This window comes from Anaerobacillus sp. ABA4_114 (genome assembly GCF_056159065.1).
Genome location: NZ_JBSWUM010000001.1, coordinates 3,690,821 through 3,710,565, shown reverse-complemented (window position 1 = coordinate 3,710,565; position 19,745 = coordinate 3,690,821). Strand labels below are relative to the sequence as shown.

Below are 19,745 nucleotides of genomic sequence, written 5' to 3'. Positions count from 1 at the left end.
TGTTTTCGTTTTGCGTTTTGGGAAGGTTGGAGCGCTTGTCGGGCCTAAACGCCCACTTCCGCTTTTCGTTTGTCCAGCTGCGGTAGCCAGGTCCTCGATCGCTTCACCCTTTCGTAGGAACACAAAAAGCGTGTTCCTACGAAAGGGCTCCAGCGCTTGTCGGACCTAAACGGCTACCTCCGCATTTCATTGTCTAGCTGCAGTGGGCAGGCCCTCGATCGCTTCACCTTTTCGATTGAACACAAAGAGCGTGTTCATTCGAAAAGGTTCCAGCGCTTGTCGGGCCTAAGCGCCCACTTCCGCCTTTCATTAGTCCAGCTGCGGCTCGCAGAAACTACGAGATTTCACTCTTACGCAGGAACACAAAAAACGTGTTCATGCGTAAGAGTTCCAATCTCTCCGTTTCTAAGCGCTCGCCTTCACTTTTAATTGTCTAGCTCCAGTGGGCTAAATCCTCCGGCTGTTTCGCCCCCTCGGTTGAGACCAAAATCGTCTCATCCTCACGGGCTCCAACATCCTACGGATTTAAAACGCGCCCACTTCCGCTTTTCAGCGTTGCAATACAATCAATTTTCCGGTTGAGGAAACGACTCTTGCGGGTTTGGATTCGAAGCCTTTTTCGTTTAGGATTTCTTGGCCTATTTTTTTTGCGTCTTTGTCGTTTTGGGCTTCGAAGCTGTCGTCTAGGATGGTGGTTCCGTCTTTTTCAAATGCTGTGATAATGTACTTTTCCATGTGCTGTCCCTCCTACTAGTTATAGTTATTATTCTACCGATTCGATTTGGTATTGTCACTTTTTTCAGAAAAAACGAATCTTTTAAGAGTGAGAAACGTTATAGTAGTATGAGTGGATAATTAATTTTAGAAATAGGGGGGAAGTAGATGCTTCGTTTAGAGAATGTAACGAAGAAGTTTGGTTCGTTTACAGCTGTCGATGGGTTGAACTTATCGATTCCAGAAAATGAAGTGTTCGGGTTGCTCGGGGGAAACGGAGCGGGTAAAACGACAACGTTTCGTATGTTGCTGCGTTTGATCGATCAAACGGATGGAACGATTTCATGGAAGAATAATGACATATCATATAATAAAAGTCATCTTATCGGATATCTACCTGAGGAAAGAGGACTTTATCCAAAGATGAAGGTTAGAGAGCAATTGATTTACCTTGGGAAGCTTAGGGGGATGAAGAAAGAAGAGATTGAGATCGAAATGAAAAATTGGCTCGAACGTTTTGGTGTGCCAGAAAATGCGAATAAAAAAGTCGAGGACTTATCAAAGGGGAATCAGCAGAAAATACAGTTCATAGCGGCAGTGATCCATAAACCAGAATTGCTTATTCTTGATGAGCCTTTCAGTGGTCTTGATCCTGTTAATGTAGAGTTACTAAAAGACGCTGTTCTCGACCTAAAGGAGAAGGGAACGACGATTCTGTTCTCAAGTCATCGAATGGAGCATGTTGAAGAATTATGTGAGCACTTGTGTATTTTACATAAAGGGAAGCCTGTGGTGAATGGTAACTTAAAAGAGATCAAGCAATCGTATGGTAAGAAAAACCTTATTGTGAACGTTGATTTTGATCTCGCTTTTCTTAAAAATATACCAGGCGTCCTTCGGATAAAGAGTGGGGTCAATCAATCGATCATACAGATTGAAAATGAAGCTGTTTCACAAGAAGTACTGACTGAATTGATGAAGAACGGTTTTGTTAGACATTTTGCGTTAGAAGAACCTTCTCTGAATGATATCTTTATTGAGAAAGTAGGTGCTTCGTATGAATAAGCTATTCATCGTGTTGTTTCAAACCTACTTCAACCGATTAAAATCCAAACCGTTCATTATTACGACATTAGTAACGATACTCTTTATTTTCTTAATCACAAATCTTCCAAGCATTATGGATTCGTTCGATAATGATGAAGCTGACCGTGTAGGCGTGATGAGCTCAGAGTCTTATTATTCTCTTTTAGACCAACAGCTCTCTTTGATGGAATCTAATATCGAGATTGTGCCCTACGAAGGAAGTGAGGAAGAAGCACAAGAAGCAATAGATTCAGGTGAGATCGATAGTTACCTTGTTTTAGAAAGTACTGAGGACGGTAATCCTCAAGGCGTTTATAAGGCTGAAACAGTAGCGGAGCAAAAAACCCCGCAAGTTCTGCAGTCTGCCCTTCAACAAATAAAGAGCTCGATCGCAGCAGAACAAGCGGGGGTCAGCCAGGAGCAACTGCTTAAGATCGATCAACCAGTAAAGTTTGAAAAGATAGCACTTGAAAAGGGAGCCAAAACCGAAGATGAACTGAATCAAGCAAGAGTATTTGTATACATCCTCTTGTTTGTGATCTACTTCTCTGTCATCTTTTATGGAAACATGGTTGCGGTAGAAGTAGCAGCAGAAAAATCTTCTAGAGTGATGGAAATTCTTATTTCGAGCGTATCTCCTGTTAAACAAATGTTTGGAAAAATACTAGGGGTAGCGCTATTAGGATTAACTCAGTATGCTGTCATCATTTTGTGTGGTTATTTATTCCTGAAGTTCAAGGATGATGACTTTACAACAAGAGGGTTTATGTCGTTTCTCGACTTTAGCAATCTATCAGCGTCACTTGTTATCTATGCCGTACTCTTTTTTGTATTAGGTTACTTGCTTTATGCAACGATCCTTGCCATGGTTGGATCTCTCGTAAGTCGGGCTGAAGAAGTTCAACAAGTCATTCTGCCTGTGCAATTCTTAATTATCATTGCGTTCTTCATTGCAATGTTTGGGTTATCGACACCATCTGCTCCAATTGTGACTGTGACATCGTACATCCCATTCTTTACGCCTGTCGTGATGTTCTTACGAATAGGTATGCTTTCTGTTCCTTTTTGGGAGATTGCACTTAGTCTTGTTCTCTTAGTAGGCACGACAGTGTTCTTTGCAATCCTCGGGGCAAAAGTATACAGAGGTGGCGTACTGATGTATGGAAAATCATCATCGATTAAAGACATTGGAAAAGCACTTAAATTATCTAAGAAAGATAATTGATGTTTGCCCGTTCAAGTACTTCTTGAACGGGTTTTTTTTTATGAAGAAACATACAATGCGAACGTGCGCTCTACCTAATGTGGTAAAATTAAAGGTAGATAGCAATAGAAAGGGTGGTAAGCAATGAAAGAAATTTCATTCCTGCACTGTGCGGATCTCCACATAGACAGACCTTTTTCTGGAGCACAAAGCTTGCCTCCAGATATACATAACTTTGTTAAGGATAGTGCACATCGATCGTTACATAAACTGATTGATGTAGCTTTAGAGAACAGCGTTGATTTTGTTTTGTTTGCAGGAGATCTTTTCGATAGCAGTTATCGAAGCCTGCACTCTCAGATGGTTTTGTACTGTGAACTTCAACGTCTAGATAAAGCAGGAATTCGTAGCTTTCTTTCTCATGGAAATCATGACGCTCTCGATGGGGAGTGGAACGCGATCGATTGGCCTAAGAGCAGCTATTTTTTCGGACCGGAAGTAGAGTCTGTTCCTTTCTATCGAGGAAATGAGAAGCTTGCTGATATTCATGGGTTTAGTTATCCTCGTCGGCATGTTAGTGAAAATATGTCCACTTATTTTGAACGAATGGATGATGAAAGTTATCAGATCGGAATGCTGCACGGAAACGTAGAAGGAAACACGGACCACGCGTCTTATGCCCCTTTTACTTTAAGCGATTTGATCGATAAAAACTTTGATTATTGGGCGCTCGGTCATATTCATGTTCGAACGATTTTAGTAGAAAATCCACCGATCATATACCCAGGGAATATACAAGGTGCTCATCGAAAAGAAGTTGGGGAAAAAGGGTGTTATATCGTATCGATGGACGAAGGGAACGTTACGACAACCTTTCACTCTACTTCTGATGTGACATGGCAGAAGGAAACCATCGATCTATCAAAGATCGAAACGATTCAGGATCTTCTTCGGATTTGTGAGGAACGTCTTCATGATGAGTCGTACAGTTCTGGTGGCCACTTAGTCGAGTATGAATTCATTGGAATCAGCACTCTTCATCATCACTTATTACAAGATGACGTACTTGATGATTTATTGCAGGCTCTTCAAATTGGAAAAGAAGGAGAGCTTGATGGATTCGTATGGCCTTATAAGCTTTCACTTCATTCTCAGCCATCCTGGGATAGAAATGAGCTTAGAAAGCAGGACGGATTTTTACAAGATTTACTTCACGTTTCAGACTCGTACAGCACTGAGGATGTAACAGAAAGCATCGCTCCTCTCTATCATCACAGAAGGGCAAAAAAAGCGTTTCCTCCCATCGAAGATCAAAGTACAGTCGTGGAAGAGGCTGAAGAATTGCTGCTCTCATATCTAGTAGATGATAAAGGGGGGCGGTCATCATGAAACTGATCGGGTGGCATATTTATGGATTTGGCAAATTTGAGGACTACAAAGTTTCCACCTTATCAGATCAGCTCCAGACGATATATGGAGAAAATGAAGCTGGTAAGTCGACTTTGATCGCTTTTATAGAGAATGTTTTATTTGGTTTTTCTAGTAGAAAAGAAGAGAGCTATTTTGTGAAAAAGTATTCTCGCACTGGCGGGTGTTTGTACTTTGAACTCGATGGAAGACCAATAACGATCGAGCGTACGAGAGGCAAAGCATCTGGAGATGTCACGATTCATTACTTCGACGGCACAATAGGTGGTGAAGAGGACCTTGCTCAATTATTGAAAGGGATGGATAGAAAAACATTTAGACAGCTTTTCTTTTGTAATCTGAACACGTTACATGATCACACTGATCATAGTGAAGAGAGCTGGAACAGCATTCTTTATGAAGCAGGGATGACAGGGGGCGCATCTCTACTTACGATCGAGAAAGAATTGGAGAAGCGGCAGAGTGAACTGTTCAAGCCTAATGGAAGAAAGCCTCTTATCAATGCAAAGCTCGAGGAATGGGAAAACACTAAGAAAAGTGTTTATGAACTAGAGAAGCGAAATCGTACGTATAACGAGACGGTAGATAAGATCGAAGCACTAAAGAAAAGAATCGAAGAAAATAAGGTAGTGTTGACCTCTTATCAAAAGAAACGCCGAGAGTTAGATTATGAAAAGACAATCTTGCCATTAGTAAAAGAACAAACAAAGTTACATAGGCAGCTAGAGTCTCTTCCTTCATATACTCCTTTTCCGGAAGATGGGCTTTCACAACTAGATAAATGGAAAGAGAGAGTCGTCATTACTTCCGGTGAGATCGAACAAGTTCAAACCGAGCAGGCAGAGGTTGAGAAAGAGATCACAACTCAGGAACTTCAAGGTCGTCATGTTCTCCTTCATCATGTGAGCCAGTTGAATGAGCAATTGGTCGTATACCGAACGAAACAAGACGAGAAGAAGCGATTAGAAAAGGTAAAATGGGAGAGAGACAATAAGCTTCATTCGAGTTTGAAAGAAGTAGAGCTATCAGAACATCAAATAAGTAAGATGGTCACGTCGTTTAGTGCGAAAGAAGAGCTAAAAGCACTCGTTCAGCGTTATCAGCGGTCTGATCAACAGTATGATTATTTGAACGACTCACTATTATCTGCACGTGAAGAACTTGAAAGGGAGGAAGGTGAGTACGAAAGGCTACTCGCTCGAAGAAAGGGTGACCGTCCCAAAGAGCATTCAACAAAAAAATCAACATATCGATCTTCAAATGTCATGCTCTTCATTTCATTAATACTTTTCCTCGGAATCGGTATTATTGAAAACTGGTTTTTAGCAATCGGTGCAGCAGTGATTGTAATAGTTGGGGCCATAGTCATGAGGTTGACCGGTGAGAAAAGTGATGAAGAACATGCAGAACAGCGCGAACTGAGAAGGCGTTCAGAGAGTGTGAAAGAGCAGGTCGAGCGGTTGAATAGGACGTATACGAAAGCCGCAGAAAAAGTAGATCAATGGGAGCTAGAAAGGTTCCAGTTGGATGAAGCGTTTGAAAAATGGAAAGCAGACTATTCCTTCCATATTGAACTATCACCAGAACTGATGAGCGAGTTAGTTGAAAAGGTTGCCGTCATCAAGCAGATGAAACAAGACGCTAAGGTTATTGAGAGGCAAATTGAGGAACTTGACTATGAGATGCGGGTAGTTGAAGATGGAATTAAGAAAAAATGTGAAGAAGTCGAGGTCCAATTTCACGACGTAGAGACAGCCATTCAGCAACTCTTGTTAGTAGCAGACAAGCAAAGGGAGACCATGCAGCACATTGAAAAACTGCATGATAAGCTATCAAGCCTTAAGCAAAAAGAAAAAAATGAACATGCAAAGCTTCGTTCATATAACAAGCAGATCGATCAATTATTTGTCGATGCAGAAGTGAATACAGAAGAAGCGTTTCGCGTTAAGGGTAATGCGCAAAAAGAAGCGAGGGAACTGTTGAGTCAAAAAGTAATTGTTGATTCACAACTGGACGGAGCTGAAGATGCCGGTATAAACCATTCCTCAGTTGAAGAGATTGAAGAGGAAAAGGCTGGGATTGAGAAAGAGGAAGGTGTCTTGATGAAAGAACAACAAAAGCTTTATCAAGATATCGCAACGCATCAGGAACAGCTTCGTACACTTACAGAAGATGGAACGTTAGAAGATCTTCTTTTAAAAAGTCAGCAAAAGGAAGACGAGCTTCATTCACTAGGGAGAAAGTGGGCAGTGTTTAAAGTCGCCTCAGAGCTTTTACAAAAAGCGAAAGCGAAGTATCAAGAAGAACGCCTACCAGCTGTGCTACACCACGCTGAGCGCTATTTTTCAGCGATAACGGATGGAAGGTACACAGCGATTCATGCTCCTAAAGACAAGAATGGTTTTCAAATTCGTCATAGAGATGGTACGGTCTATCTTCCTTCGCAATTAAGCAGAGGGACAGCGGAACAGCTCTATCTTTGTATACGGCTTGCCCTTGTTTCAGTCACTTCGATAAAATTACCCGTAATATTAGATGATATCTTCGTGAATTTCGATGAAAAGCGCACCGAAGTGGCGAAAGGTTTTATAAAAGAATTCTCAAAAGAACAGCAAGTGTTGATGCTAACTTGCCATCATACGACTTTAGATAGCATCGATGATCATGTTATAAAGCTCGAGCGTGTTTTCCATTAGGAAGGTATTTTAAAATGAGGTGATTGGATTTGGAAGAAACCTATAAGATCAATCTAGTAGAAGATGAAGAAAACCTTGTCCAAATTTTGAAAACGTATATGGAAAAAGAGGGATTTGAAGTTAAGACATTTTTGAGTGGTGAAGATGCGATGGACAACATCCACGATTCGTGTCACCTTTGGATTCTCGATATCATGCTTCCTGGAATAGATGGGTATGAGTTACTTAAGAAGATTAAAGCGGAGAAGGATGTTCCGGTCATCTTTATTTCGGCAAGAGATGAAGATCTCGATCGAATTGTAGGGCTTGAGCTTGGAAGCGATGACTACATCGCTAAACCCTTCATGCCACGAGAGTTGATTATCAGAGCAAAAAAGCTATTGAATCGAGTCTATCAGCAAGCATCCCAAAAGAAATACGAAGTATCCGAATATCAAGTAGATCCAATTACTCGCAAAGTTACAGATCGAGGAGAACCGATCGAACTAACGACGAAAGAAATGGATTTAATTTTATATTTAGTAGAGCACGTGAATCAAACGTTATCTAGAGAACAAATTCTAACTCATGTTTGGGGAGAAGATTATTTCGGTTCAGATCGAGCGGTGGATGATGTGATTAGACGTGTTCGGAAGAAAATGCCTCGCATGAATTTAGAGACTTCTTACGGGCTTGGTTACCGGTTGATCACATGAATTTGCTACGCGTGAATTTAACGAAACGTATATGGCTGTCGTTTATGATACTCGTTCTACTCGTAGGTGTCGTCATTGCGGTTATTTATCCTTTGTCGATCAAAGGAACACTTACTGAAGAAACGTATCAAATTATTGAATCTGAACAGCAGCGGTATACGTTCCCTGACCGGGACGCCCCTCTCCCTCCTGAGACAGATCAAGATTTCATCGAACGAAGGGATGCCTCTCGCTCTGTAGGACACACGCTCATTACTAGATTATATAGAGGGCCACTACAAGGAGACCCAATTCCTGATGCCGTAATCGTTGAAATGCGTAAAAACGCTCTTGAACAAGAGACGCCAAAAGCGAGATATGAACTTACGTACAATAACCAGGCGTCCCTTTTTTACGTGATCTCAAAAGTTCAGGTTAATAGTCAGGAAGCTTATTTCATCTCCTATATGTGGGATACGTATCGTAATCAGATGATTGAGCGTTTATGGTGGAGACTCATCATCATATTGGCGTTCGCTATGGTTCTAAGTTTACTCCCTGCGATGTGGATCGCGCGATACTTAAGAAGGCCACTAACTGTACTAGGAGAAAGATTTGATCAAATTGCAAACCGAAATTGGAAAGAGCCTTTCGTCTGGGAAGGCGATGAAGAGTTCCAAAAGCTATCGAATCAATTCGAATCGATGAGACAAAACTTGATGCGGTATGACAAAACTCAAAAGACGTTTATCCAACATGCGTCACATGAGTTAAAGACGCCGATTATGGTTATAAAAAGCTACGCGCAGTCCATTAAAGACGGCGTGATGCCCGATTCGATGGAGAATACAATGGACGTCATATTGAACGAATCTGACCGGATGGAGCAGAGAGTGAAATCGATGCTCACCTATATAAAACTAGATTCGATCGATGAGCCTGAAGGCAGATATGAAACGTTTCGTTTTGGAGGGCTTGCAGAAGAAATTAGGGAACGTTTCATGTATCAACGAGACGATGTAGAGATTTCGATAACTGGTGAAGACGTCCTGTTAACGGCTGTTCAAGAGCAGATGCTGACTGCGCTCGATAATCTTGTTCAGAACGCCCTTCGATATGCAAAGAGTGACATACAAATCGAAGCGAGAGAAGATGAAAAAAAGACGGTTATCAGCGTCAGTAACAACGGTGAACCGATCTCGTTTAAATCGGGAGAAAAAGAAAGACTGTTTGAACCATTCCAAAAGGGTGACAAAGGACAGTTTGGCATCGGCCTAGCAATCGTGAAGAAGGTAGCAGAACGTCATCAGGGGTATGCAAAAGTAGAAAATGAAGAGGACGGTGTAACCTTCTCTATCGTCATACCAAAAAAAGTGAACATCGATTGAAACTAAATTGAATCGAACCGGTTGGTTGCTATGCTATACTAAGAAAATAGATGTTGACACGGAGGTGGAAAGATGAAGGAATCAAAAGGAATCGGGCACTATAAAGTAGGAGAACCGGTCGATCAGTATGTGCTGATCAAATCATCATTAAAAGGAGTAGCAAGTAATGGGAAGCCATTTCTTACGCTAATTCTCCAAGATAAAACGGGTGATATCGAAGCGAAATTATGGGACGCTTCTCCAGAAGATGAAGAGAGCTTTGATGCTCAACAAATCATTAAAGTCACTGGGGATGTGAACAGCTATAGAGGTAGAAACCAGCTTAGAATTAAAACCATTCGTCTAGCCACTGAAATGGATCAAGTAAAAGTTGGGGATTTTGTTGAATCGGCTCCACTCGAAGTAAATGATATTATGGAAAAAATCACTCAATATATATTTGAAATGCGTAACCCTCGCATTCAACGAATAACGCGTCATCTCGTAAAAAAACACCAAAATGATTTTCTAACTTTTCCTGCTGCCACAAAAAACCATCATGAATTTGTTTCAGGGTTATCGTACCATGTCGTTTCGATGTTAGACCTCGCTAAGTCACTTGCGACTCTCTATCCGTCCCTCGATACGGATCTATTGTATGGAGGCATCATCTTGCATGATCTTGGGAAAGTCGTCGAGCTATCAGGTTCTGTAGCAGCGAGCTACACGAAGGAAGGTAAGCTACTCGGACATATATCGATCATGGTGAACGAGATCGGACAAGCCGCAAAAGAACTAGAAATCGATGGAGAAGAAGTGACGCTTCTTCAACATATGATTCTTAGCCATCACGGAAAGGCAGAGTGGGGCAGTCCGAAGCCTCCTATGATTCGAGAAGCAGAAATGCTTCATATGATCGATAACATCGATGCAAAGATGAACATGCTCGACCGTGCGTTAGATAAAGTCGAGCCAGGCGAATTCACAGATCGTGTGTTTGCACTTGATAATCGTTCATTCTATAAACCGAATACTCCGGCAACAGTCCAAAAGGAAACAGCCAAATCATAATGTTGTAGGTCGATAGAGAAACGCTACGGAGCGTTTCTCTATTTTACTGTGAGCAAGTCTAATCATTTGTATGGATGTATGGAGGAAAAGAAGATGAAATTAAGAGATTGGGATCGAAATTTAAAAATTCGTCTGTTTGGTGAAGGGATGATCAACGTTCTGTTCTGGATGTTCTTCCCCTTTATGGCGATCTATTTTTCTGATTCATTTGGGAAAGGGATGGCAGGACTTCTTCTTGTGCTTTCTCAAGTATTTGGTGTCCTTGCAAATCTCGTAGGTGGCTATTGTGCAGATAAGTATGGTCGTAAACAAATGATGGTAATTGCTGCGTACGGACAAGGGATAACGTTCCTATTCTTTGCTTATGCAAATTCTCCTTGGCTCGATTCCCCTATGCTAACTTTCATCAGTTTCTCTATACTTGGCATTTTCGGCGCACTCTATTGGCCTGCTAGTCATGCGATGGTAGCTGACGTTGTGGATGAAAAGGATCGAAATACGGTGTTCGCCGTTTTCTATACTGCATTGAATATATCCGTTGTAGTGGGACCAATACTCGGCGGAATTTTCTTCTTCCAGTATCGATTCGGACTATTGCTCACGGCTGCGATCGTGAGCTTCGGGGTTGCTTTATTGATCACTTCATTTATTCGAGAAACGGCTCCAGAGCAGATGGATAAAAAGCTTGTTAAGGATTCATCAATCAAATGGTATGGATTTGTGAAAGACCAGTTGCAGGACTATAAGGTCATCGCTCAAGATAAAGTGTTCCTACTCTTCATTCTCGCTGGAATTTTTGTTGCGCAGACATTTATGCAACTTGATCTTTTGATCGCGGTCTACCTTAGTGAGTCTGTACCAGAACAATCTGTACTCTTCAATATTCAAGCAGATGGGAAGCAAATCTTCGGATGGCTCATTGCTGAAAACGGCTTACTAGTTGCGCTATTAACTGTCTATATGACTACAAGAATGAATCACTTCAAAGAGAAAACGGTGTTCATTGCTTCTTGCTTTATTTATACGTTTAGTATGCTTGTGTTTGGATTTACCACCCACGTATGGGTGCTTGTTTTTGCGATGTTCCTGTTTACGATGGCGGAGCTTATGGTTGTCGGCATTCAGGAAGGGTTTGTTTCAAGGTTAGCGCCAGAACATATGAGAGGGCAATACTTTGCAGCAGCTAGTCTCCGGTTTACGATCGGTAGAACGATTGCCCCACTAGCCATCCCATTAACTGCTCTAGTAGGGTTTACGTGGACATTCTCTATCATCGGTTTATTAGCTATTATCGCAGCACTATTGTATTACGTGATGTTTCGATTAAGAGAGGCAAAGGAAGAAGTGGTCCATCAAAGCGTTCTATGATGAAACAATGGTATATTCCTTTCTATTCATTCATAAAGTGTAGTAATCTGAAGAGCTTGTACTTAGAAGTGAATGAAGAGGAGGGGCAAAAGGTGAGAAAAGGAATTCTTGTCATACTTGGTGTCTTATTTATTATTAGTATTCTACAGCTTACAGAGATCTTTTCTGCGGTTACAGCGTTTGCTTCAGGTTTACCTTGGTGGGTTTATTTCGTTTTAGCAGGGATCATCTACAGCGGGTATAAATCAATGACATTAACTGTCGAAGATCGAAAAGTCGACCAGATCCACATTGAAGAGGAAGGAAAGGTATATGTGAAGCGGATGGAAGATGAGAGGGAGAGAAGAAAAAAAGCTCGTGTGAGCGGACAATGAACAAATAAAGCCGAGAGGGAGCGTTCCCTCTCGGCTTTTATGCTATTCAGCACTTTCTTCATTTGCTTCTGGCTCTTGCTCTTTTTCTTTAAAAAGATCTTTAAACTGATCGTCTTTAACTTTGATATCAGATTCTTTAATCAGTTCGTCGATTACAGTTGGAACGTCTTTTGCGTTCTGCTGTAGATATTGCTCTTTAACTTCATCTTTAGACTCTTCAAAAGGTTTGACTGTTTTGCTTTTTAGCTTGATGATGTGATAGCCAAACTGTGATTGAACGATGTCACTGACTTCTCCTTCTTTAAGAGCGAATGCAGCTTCTTCGAATTCTGCAACCATGTCACCCTTCTTAAAGATTCCAAGATCACCGCCATTTTGGGCAGATCCATCTTTAGAATACTCTTTCGCAAGTTCTGCGAAGTCTCCACCGTCATTTAACTTTTCTTTCACTTCTTTTGCTGTTTCTTCATCGTCAACTAGAATATGACTTGCTTCTAGCTCTGTGAATAGATTTTGATTTTCTTCATAGAACGTTTTAAGCTTCTCATCAGATACATCTACGCCTTCAGTAGCTGCTTTTTGAGCAAGAAGTTGTTTACGTACATCAACTTTAAACTGATCTAAATCCTTATAGCCATTAGCTTGTAGTGCTTGCTCTAACTGCTCATCGGATTCGAAATTTTCCTTAATCTTATCAAGCTCAGCTTGAACTTCTTTATCTGAAACATCATATTTATCTTCAAGGATTTTTGTTTGAACAAGGTCGCTAAGTACAGTTTCACCAGCCTGATCTTTCATAGCCTGATAAAATTCTTCTTTCGTTATGTTACCGGCATTTGTTTCTACTACTACTTCTGAATCATCACCTGAATCATTGCTGCATGCTGATATAGCAAGCATTGTGATGAAAGCAGTGAGTATAATGAACGTTTTTTTCATCAAGCATACACTCCTAAGCGTTAGTTAAATTTAACATTTTTGTGTCACAATTAATACTATAGCACAAATTGTACGATGAAGTTAAATTGCGTGAGAAATATGAGAGAATTTACATATTACAATGAAAGCGAAATCATTCAGTATAATAAAAAAGATAGGGCATAAGCCCCATCAAATTTGCTTTATTATGTGAAGAGAATTTCAACATAGGATGAAATAAGCAGAATAGTGATCAAAACATTGATCGTTCGAAAGACGTTAGGCTGCTTTTCCTCTGGAATATTCTTCTTCGTGCACAATGCATTTGTCATTGAGTTAAATGCAAGCAAGATCATTGTAGCGAACAGGATGAAAATCAACCCTATAATTGTCATTTGAAAACCTCCCAGAGTCCAATTCGATAATGCGAAGAAATGTATAACAGTATTTCCTTAAGCTGTCTATTCGTAGTATGATGAAAAAGATTCGTCCCACAAGGAGATGGTTAGAATGTTAAAGAACAAATGGCGGACCGCTTTTATTGCACTTGCTTCTGTAGTATTGATCGTAATAGTGGTTTTAATTGGGTCCTATCACTATTATTTCCCTGAAAGCGAGTTTGCTAGAATCCCAGATCAGACTTCAGAAGAAGAGTCCTTTGAAACGACTTTTTCTATTCAGATGAAGAAAGACCAACTAAATGAAATCATCAATAACGAGCTAGAAAAGTATAGTGAAAAGCAAGAAAATCTTGGGTACAGTGTGAACCTAAATGAGCTTGCAACTTTTCAAGGCTATCTTACGATTTTTGATCGGAAAGTCGATTTCTTTCTTAAATTTGAACCTCAAGTCCAACCAAATGGCGATCTCTTATTAAAAGAAAAGGCTTTTCAAATTGGAATTCTTGAGCTGCCGAGTGACAAAGTACTTTCGTTTATAAAAAAACAGGCATCGTTACCGCCTGAAATTACGATTGATGCCGACGAAGGAACAATCTATATGGCTGTTAGCGATCTAGAGTTAAAGAATGGTATGAAATTAAGAGCTCAATCATTTGATCTACCGAATGATCAAATTATCTTTGATGCTTACTATCCAATTAACTAGATCTCTGCTCTATTGTTATTATGAAGGAAGTCTTATAAGAATTCAATACTGCCGGCTTTTTGCTAGATGTAAAAGAACAGAGCGCTTAACGAGAGCGCTCTGTTTAATTTCTAATATGAGAATCAAGATGCTCTCTTGATCAAAATGTGAAACCCTTCGCTTCGATCTTCTACAAAAGCATGTCTTGGAGCTTTTATTACTTGTGAAGCGTAGAGAAAATCGCTAAAGCTAAAACCGAGATTGATAGCAGCAAGTATTGAGAAAAACGATACATATTGAGGCATCGCGATCGAACATGCAGTCGCACCAGCTGTGATAATAACGGCTGGGCTTAAAGAAGCGATCAAATAAAGATTACGAGAAATCGGATTACATGTTTCGCAATGCATCTTCGGAACGATTGCTAACCCCTTTTCTAATCGCATCGTCGCCTTCATCCCAGCAAATGTTAAAGGAAGCCAGTGTAGAAGCTTATGAATAGGGAAAAGAATTGCCAACGACCCTAGAAAAGGAAGAATCGGCACAATCGCGTGTTCTGTATTAGGATAGAACATACTGAACGTAAGGTAAAAAGCAATGAAGTAGAGTAGTGTTAATAGAGTAGAGAAAATCGTAAGTCGGTGTACTCCGAATTCGCGATTTAAATAGATTGATTTCCAGCAATTCATAAGGATCACCTGCTTCCGTCTAAGATGTTAATTATGTTGAATACTCGTATACTGTACAGCGATTTTCTGAAGAAATCAATACGTTTTTTAGAATTGAAATATGTCAAAAAATTTTAGACAAAATACTCGTTTTTTCGCATTGGTTTGAATTGGAAAAGACGTTTTCATTCCTACCCCAGTCCGTTAAAATATAAGTACAATTGATCGCAGAGTGAGGAGTTATTTTTGAATGGAATCTATTGAAGCACGACTAGACAAAATAGAGTATCATAATCGTTTACTTGCTAGGATGTACGAAGAGGATGGAAAGTATCCTTTCTATACTCTTGTAATCGAGCATGGCCTTACGGAAGAAGAAGTGAAAGGCGTTTTTTCGCTTTGTGAAGAAATCCAACAAAAAATGCATGAGCAGATGGAAGAGGGGCTTCTTAGCCGAACTTCGTTGCTCACACATTTTGTCGGAATGTTAGATATGAAATTAAAACCGATCCCTACGATAAAAGCGATACAGACTCAAGAAGAGAAGTATGAAAACTTAATGACTGAACTTCTCTCAGCGTCTCCAAACTATCAATAAATCTTTTCTTCATTTACGAATTTCTCTTCTTCGGAGAATTCTTCTTCTAACTTCGTAAATGATTTCTGGAATATCTCCAAGAAGTCCTCACCATAGAGGCCTTTTATTACGCTCATCATTTCATTGAATTCGGGAAACTTACCATACAGATCTCTTAGTGGCATCGATGCTTTTAGAACACTATCTCTGTTCGGAGAGTAATGTTTCCAAGTTTGTTTCAGGAGTCTCTCTCCTTCATCTGTTAGCTGTACATATGTATTCCGTTTGTCGTTCTCTTTTTTGGAGAAGGTAAGAAGGGAACGTGATTCAAGCTTTTTCGAGAAGTTAAAAGCTGTTGAGACATGCATGACACCGAACTTGGCGATATCGGAAATTGAAGAGCCATCAAGGTGATATGCGATCGATAAGATATGGTGCTCATTAATATTTAAATCAAAGGGTTTTAACCATTCCTGCCAATCTCGTTCAACCGATTTCCAAAGCGCCTTGCTTAATTGACCGATTCGGTGGCTGAAAATCATAGCTTCTTGGATAGATATACCCTGACTATCTTTCATATTTGCCTCCTTAACAATTCCCAACCTTATTGGGAAATCTATATTAGAATACTGTTCTCACGTTGTAAAAAAACCGGCTATTTTGGAGCCGGTTTGTTAACTTCACTTTTAACTGTTTCGATAGACTGCTGCATTTCTTCAATGTCTTCCTTTAGACGAGTAAGGTTCGGTTCAATATCTTCTTGGAATGAAGAGATCGAGCGTTTTAAGTCTGAAGTAACTTCCATTATGATTTGTTTCCCTTCAGAAGAAAGCTGCTTGACTTGGGTTGTTAGTTCATTCAAATCTTCCTTCAATCTTGTAAAGCTTTCCTTTATCTCATCACTTTTATTCTTAGCGTCAGTAATCATTTCCTTCCCTGACTTCGGGGTCGTCAATAGAACTGAAGCGGCGGAAATCACTCCACCTAATAAAAATCCTGTCGCTAGCGCTTTTGTTTTTCCCATGATGCTTTCATCCTTTCCTGACAATCCTCTGCTTCTATGACTGTAGTTCTCCAAACACTCTTGAATTCCTTCTTTTTTTATCACTCTCATCACGGTCATCAAATGATTCAAGTGTACATATATCTTTTAGTAAGACACGAAGGGTAGATAGGAGGCATAAGTATGGCTGGGTTTATCTTTGCTCTTATTACAGTAGGATGTCTACTATTATTGGCAACTGTGAATCGCTTGTTGATGGTTCGAAAATATTCGTTTTATACGGAACAAATTATACAAAAGAAACGAAACGCATTTCTGTTTGGGACGTTCGCAATCTTTTTTCTCCTACTAGGTGTTTCGATGGCATTTTTAGTTTTATAGTAGGCCCTTCTTTATTTTTCCCATATAACGTGATTGACAAACCCATTGGGATAGGTTAGAAATACGCTCATTTGAGGTATCCTATAGATAGAAGGACGCAAAGGAGCGTGTGTATGATGAATAGAATGGTGAAAAGTGTATTTAAGAGGATGACAAAAAAAGCAGTTAGTGTTGTGAAGGACAAAGATCGTTTAAATGAAGTTTCCCTCGAATCTCTAAAGAAAGGTGCTCTTTATAAAGGAAGAAAGGGCATGAGCGATATGTGGGTCGATGTTAAAACTTTCTCAAGGTTGGTACAAGAAGTGAGGAAAGGGGAGTATAAAGATATTTCTCGAAAATCCGTGGTCATGATCGTAGGTGGGCTATTGTATTTCATAAGTCCAATCGACGCTGTCCCGGATTTGCTTGCAGGGGTAGGCCTTTTAGATGATGTAGCAGTCATTGGGTTTGTAGCTAGTCAACTGAGACAAGAACTAGAGAAGTTTCGTGAATGGGAAACGGGAGTGAAAATTTAATGAATAGATGGAGAGGGAGACGGATCGTCCCCTCTTTTCTTATGGTCTCGAATAGCGATTCCAAAAACGCAATATCCAGGAGAATGGGAAGGGGAGGCGGTATCCGGCTTTTTCTAATTGTCTTAAAAGATTGATGAACGCGCCACCTATGCGTCTATTCTGTTTTAATTTTTCTTCATCCCCTCTAACAGTAATGCGATATCCGTTAGAGAGGCCTTCTATTTTTACTTCTGAATCCCCAACTTTTTCAGTCGTTTCTTTCATAACGTCGCTCATTTAGGACCCTCCTTTATTAACCAGACACGTTTCTCTAATGTACTCGTTATGATGATAAGAAATAAACTCATCCCACCGGTGATTGAGCTTGCAAGCTGTAGATTATCAAGTTCAAGTGAAAAACTTACTAATAGGGCGATCAAAGAGATGAGCAAAGCGATAAAGCTATAATGCTTGTTCCAAAGCATACTTTTAGATTGAAATTCTCTTCGTTTAACTGATTCTTCCCATGTCCGGTGCTGATTTAACTCTTCAGAAAGTCGATCGAGAGGATTCTCTATCGAGGTTAGTTTTCCGTATAGCTTTCGAATCATTCTCGAAGGGTCGTATCGTTCATCAGAAGCTTCTTCTCGGTTGATCCACTCTTGAACGATAGGCTTTCCTTCTTCGATAAGATCGATCTTGGGGTCGAGTGTATACAGGATGCCAACGATCGTTGAGATGGCGCGACCAAGGAAAGCAAATTCACTAGGAAGTTGGATGGGCTGCTTGTTCACAAGAGTCTGGACTTCTCGTAAGACTTGTTCTGCAGTATCCTCATCGATCATCGTTAAATCTTGTTCAATAAATAAGGTCACGAGGGTTTTGATCGCTTTCTCAATTTGTTTCTTGTCAGAGTCAGGAAGGAGAAAGCGTAGCTCATCAAGCGCTTCGGTTACGTCGTCATATTGACTCAGAACTACGCCGGTAATCAATTTTCGAATGCTAAGGGCATCGTGTGATTCAATAAATCCAACCATACCAAAATCGATAAATACGATAGTGCCGTCCTGCTGAATAAGGATATTACCGGAGTGAGGATCAGCATGAAACTGACCTTCTTGTAATAACTGCTCGAGAAATCCCTTTAGAAGTTTTCTAGCTAACTCCTTTCGATCGATGCCTTGCTCTTCTATATAAGAGATGTTCGTGACCCGAGCGCCTTCCATCCATTCCATCACGAGCACTTTTTTTGTTGACCATTCTGAGATGTAGTGAGGGATGCGATAATCTAGGCTTTCTTTATATCGCTCCTGAAAATTAAGACCATTCTTTAATTCCTTGTTAAAGTCGAGCTCATCTTCGATCACGTTTCGAATCTCATCATACAGCTTAGGAAGATCGAGCTGTTTACTGTATGACGTAAAGGTATCGATCATCCAGAAGACGATTCGTAGTGCTTTGAAGTCCGCTCTAATAATCTTACGTATATTGGGTCTTCTGATTTTGATAGCAACTTCTTCACCGCTTATTAAGTTTGCACGATACACTTGTCCGATAGAAGCTGAAGCGACTGGCCGTTCAGATATGTCCTTTATGACATCTTCGTAAGTAGAAGACCACTCTTCTTCTAAAATACGCTTTGCTTTGTTCCATGAAAAAGAAGGTACGCGATCCACAAGGTCTTCAATTTCTTCAAGAAAAACCTTAGGTAAAATATCAGCTCTAGTAGAAAGGAACTGACCGAGCTTTACGAGCAATCCCTCGAGTCGAATTGCTTTTTTCTTATATTCTTTTGCCTGCTTTTTTAAGAGCTTTTGCCAGCGTTCCTGATTCCAGGAATGTTTGCTTCTTCTACGAAACGTCTCGAGTTGAATGAAGAATTTAACGGACATAAAGACGATGACAACGATGCGATATAGAGAGTTGAACTTCAATTTTTTCACCTGATTCTTTAAACGTATAATGGTTAACATAGCCTATTTACCCGAATTAGAAACAATTTAATAGTAAATTGGTGCACATAGAAGGGAGGAGTGTGTTAGAAAGGCAAAAAAAATAGGCTGTCGAGAAAGCTCTCGACAGCCTGCCGTTCGATCTATCTAAAAGGCAAATGTTGTACGTTTTAAAATGGATTGTACGACTGGGTATATGAATACCATAGCGATCGTATTCACGACAGCCGTTGGGATGACAACTGTTAGGAATAGTCCTGTAAAAGCTGCGCCCCCAGGAAGTCCAGCGAAGACAAGTGCTGCACCTAAGAAGATCGCTCCACTAATCATCGTTCCGATTGCAGTTAATGCACCAGCTGTAACGAGTGAGTTGAATCGTCGGACTAGCAAGTAGAGTCCGAAGAATACAAATGCTGTGATCGGTTTATCAATTACGTTGGCTAGTTGTCCACCAGGGAATGTCGTTGTTGCTGCTGAAATTACGCCAGTGGCCAAACCGAGCACTAGAACGCTTCTACGGTCTGGGAATAACAGGATTCCAAGGAACATCATCGTGAGCAGCATATCGTTCTTCATTCCAGAAATAAGTCCTGGAATTACTGCATGTAGAATCGTCCCAATTCCAAGTAGTAAAGCCATCAATACCAAATTTTTTGTTTTCATAAAGAAACTCTCCTCTTCTCA

The 19,745-nt window shown here is 40.4% G+C and carries 22 protein-coding genes; 13 read left to right on the top strand and 9 right to left on the bottom strand.

All coding sequences use genetic code 11. The features are described from left to right. Positions 1-549 precede the first annotated feature (549 nt). Positions 550-735: a YhzD family protein gene (locus ACXAEY_RS19120; protein WP_270182423.1), complete on the bottom strand. Its 186-nt coding sequence runs from the start codon at positions 733-735 to the stop codon at positions 550-552. A 147-nt stretch (positions 736-882) separates the two neighbouring features. Here ACXAEY_RS19120 and ACXAEY_RS19115 point away from each other — a divergent pair, with 147 nt between their 5' ends. The 9 genes from ACXAEY_RS19115 (at position 883) to ACXAEY_RS19075 (ending at position 11,982) form a co-directional block, all read left to right on the top strand. Next, positions 883-1,779 (top strand): ABC transporter ATP-binding protein, encoded by an 897-nt coding sequence (locus ACXAEY_RS19115; RefSeq protein WP_474814252.1) that lies wholly within the window; start codon positions 883-885, stop codon positions 1,777-1,779. Then, complete coding sequence (locus ACXAEY_RS19110; protein ID WP_474814250.1) at positions 1,772-3,025, top strand: ABC transporter permease; 1,254 nt, start codon at positions 1,772-1,774, stop codon at positions 3,023-3,025. Before ACXAEY_RS19115 ends, ACXAEY_RS19110 begins: the two co-directional genes overlap by 8 nt. A 123-nt stretch (positions 3,026-3,148) precedes the next feature. Next, complete coding sequence (locus ACXAEY_RS19105) at positions 3,149-4,393, top strand: metallophosphoesterase family protein (RefSeq protein ID WP_474814248.1); 1,245 nt, start codon at positions 3,149-3,151, stop codon at positions 4,391-4,393. Further along, positions 4,390-7,128, top strand: coding sequence for an ATP-binding protein (locus tag ACXAEY_RS19100; RefSeq protein ID WP_474814246.1), 2,739 nt, complete (start codon positions 4,390-4,392; stop codon positions 7,126-7,128). Before ACXAEY_RS19105 ends, ACXAEY_RS19100 begins: the two co-directional genes overlap by 4 nt. Positions 7,129-7,157: 29 nt before the next feature. Continuing rightward, positions 7,158-7,823 (top strand): response regulator transcription factor, encoded by a 666-nt coding sequence (locus ACXAEY_RS19095; protein ID WP_270182428.1) that lies wholly within the window; start codon positions 7,158-7,160, stop codon positions 7,821-7,823. Then, positions 7,820-9,190, top strand: a complete 1,371-nt coding sequence (locus ACXAEY_RS19090; protein ID WP_333489748.1) for a sensor histidine kinase — start codon at positions 7,820-7,822, stop codon at positions 9,188-9,190. The genes ACXAEY_RS19095 and ACXAEY_RS19090 overlap by 4 nt, the downstream gene beginning before the upstream one ends. A gap of 72 nt (positions 9,191-9,262) precedes the next feature. Then, positions 9,263-10,240 carry a 3'-5' exoribonuclease YhaM gene (yhaM, locus tag ACXAEY_RS19085; protein WP_270182429.1) on the top strand — a complete coding sequence of 326 codons (978 nt, stop codon included), beginning with the start codon at positions 9,263-9,265 and terminating at the stop codon, positions 10,238-10,240. 93 nt (positions 10,241-10,333) lie between these two features. Then, positions 10,334-11,608: an MDR family MFS transporter gene (locus tag ACXAEY_RS19080; RefSeq protein ID WP_474814244.1), complete on the top strand. Its 1,275-nt coding sequence runs from the start codon at positions 10,334-10,336 to the stop codon at positions 11,606-11,608. Between the two features lie 92 nt (positions 11,609-11,700). Continuing rightward, positions 11,701-11,982, top strand: a complete 282-nt coding sequence (locus ACXAEY_RS19075; protein WP_270182431.1) for a sporulation YhaL family protein — start codon at positions 11,701-11,703, stop codon at positions 11,980-11,982. A gap of 42 nt (positions 11,983-12,024) precedes the next feature. Here the strand turns inward: ACXAEY_RS19075 and ACXAEY_RS19070 are convergent, their stop codons facing one another. Together ACXAEY_RS19070 and ACXAEY_RS19065 are read right to left on the bottom strand one after the other, a co-directional pair. Next, positions 12,025-12,921, bottom strand: a complete 897-nt coding sequence (locus ACXAEY_RS19070; protein ID WP_270182432.1) for a peptidylprolyl isomerase — start codon at positions 12,919-12,921, stop codon at positions 12,025-12,027. A 185-nt stretch (positions 12,922-13,106) separates the two neighbouring features. Continuing rightward, complete coding sequence (locus tag ACXAEY_RS19065) at positions 13,107-13,286, bottom strand: hypothetical protein (RefSeq protein WP_224884855.1); 180 nt, start codon at positions 13,284-13,286, stop codon at positions 13,107-13,109. A gap of 124 nt (positions 13,287-13,410) precedes the next feature. Here ACXAEY_RS19065 and ACXAEY_RS19060 point away from each other — a divergent pair, with 124 nt between their 5' ends. Beyond that, complete coding sequence (locus tag ACXAEY_RS19060; RefSeq protein ID WP_270182433.1) at positions 13,411-14,007, top strand: YpmS family protein; 597 nt, start codon at positions 13,411-13,413, stop codon at positions 14,005-14,007. Between the two features lie 122 nt (positions 14,008-14,129). On the opposite strand, the gene ACXAEY_RS19055 is transcribed toward ACXAEY_RS19060, so the two are convergent. Further along, a complete protein-coding gene (locus ACXAEY_RS19055; RefSeq protein WP_270182434.1) occupies positions 14,130-14,675 on the bottom strand; it encodes a DUF3267 domain-containing protein in 546 nt (181 codons plus the stop codon). Positions 14,676-14,904: 229 nt separating this feature from the next. On the opposite strand from ACXAEY_RS19055, the gene ACXAEY_RS19050 reads away from it, so the two are divergent. After that, a complete protein-coding gene (locus ACXAEY_RS19050) occupies positions 14,905-15,252 on the top strand; it encodes a DUF1878 family protein (RefSeq protein ID WP_474814240.1) in 348 nt (115 codons plus the stop codon). Here ACXAEY_RS19050 and ACXAEY_RS19045 read toward each other — a convergent pair. After that, positions 15,246-15,809, bottom strand: a complete 564-nt coding sequence (locus ACXAEY_RS19045) for an HTH-type transcriptional regulator Hpr (protein WP_474814238.1) — start codon at positions 15,807-15,809, stop codon at positions 15,246-15,248. The two genes, ACXAEY_RS19050 and ACXAEY_RS19045, sit on opposite strands and share 7 nt — an antisense overlap. Positions 15,810-15,886: 77 nt before the next feature. Then, complete coding sequence (locus ACXAEY_RS19040; RefSeq protein ID WP_474814236.1) at positions 15,887-16,255, bottom strand: YtxH domain-containing protein; 369 nt, start codon at positions 16,253-16,255, stop codon at positions 15,887-15,889. A gap of 162 nt (positions 16,256-16,417) precedes the next feature. Between ACXAEY_RS19040 and ACXAEY_RS19035 the strand changes: the two genes are divergently transcribed. Further along, positions 16,418-16,615, top strand: coding sequence for a hypothetical protein (locus ACXAEY_RS19035; protein WP_270182438.1), 198 nt, complete (start codon positions 16,418-16,420; stop codon positions 16,613-16,615). 113 nt (positions 16,616-16,728) lie between these two features. Then, complete coding sequence (locus tag ACXAEY_RS19030; RefSeq protein WP_270182439.1) at positions 16,729-17,130, top strand: YkvA family protein; 402 nt, start codon at positions 16,729-16,731, stop codon at positions 17,128-17,130. A gap of 39 nt (positions 17,131-17,169) precedes the next feature. On the opposite strand, the gene ACXAEY_RS19025 is transcribed toward ACXAEY_RS19030, so the two are convergent. The 3 genes from ACXAEY_RS19025 to ACXAEY_RS19015 form a co-directional block, all read right to left on the bottom strand. Continuing rightward, the gene (locus ACXAEY_RS19025; RefSeq protein WP_270182440.1) at positions 17,170-17,406 is read right to left on the bottom strand and encodes a hypothetical protein; all 237 of its coding nucleotides are present in this window, start codon (positions 17,404-17,406) and stop codon (positions 17,170-17,172) included. Continuing rightward, positions 17,403-19,043: an ABC1 kinase family protein gene (locus tag ACXAEY_RS19020; protein WP_474814233.1), complete on the bottom strand. Its 1,641-nt coding sequence runs from the start codon at positions 19,041-19,043 to the stop codon at positions 17,403-17,405. Before ACXAEY_RS19020 ends, ACXAEY_RS19025 begins: the two co-directional genes overlap by 4 nt. Before the next feature lie 165 nt (positions 19,044-19,208). Beyond that, positions 19,209-19,724, bottom strand: coding sequence for a tryptophan transporter (locus ACXAEY_RS19015; RefSeq protein ID WP_270182442.1), 516 nt, complete (start codon positions 19,722-19,724; stop codon positions 19,209-19,211). Positions 19,725-19,745 lie beyond the last annotated feature (21 nt).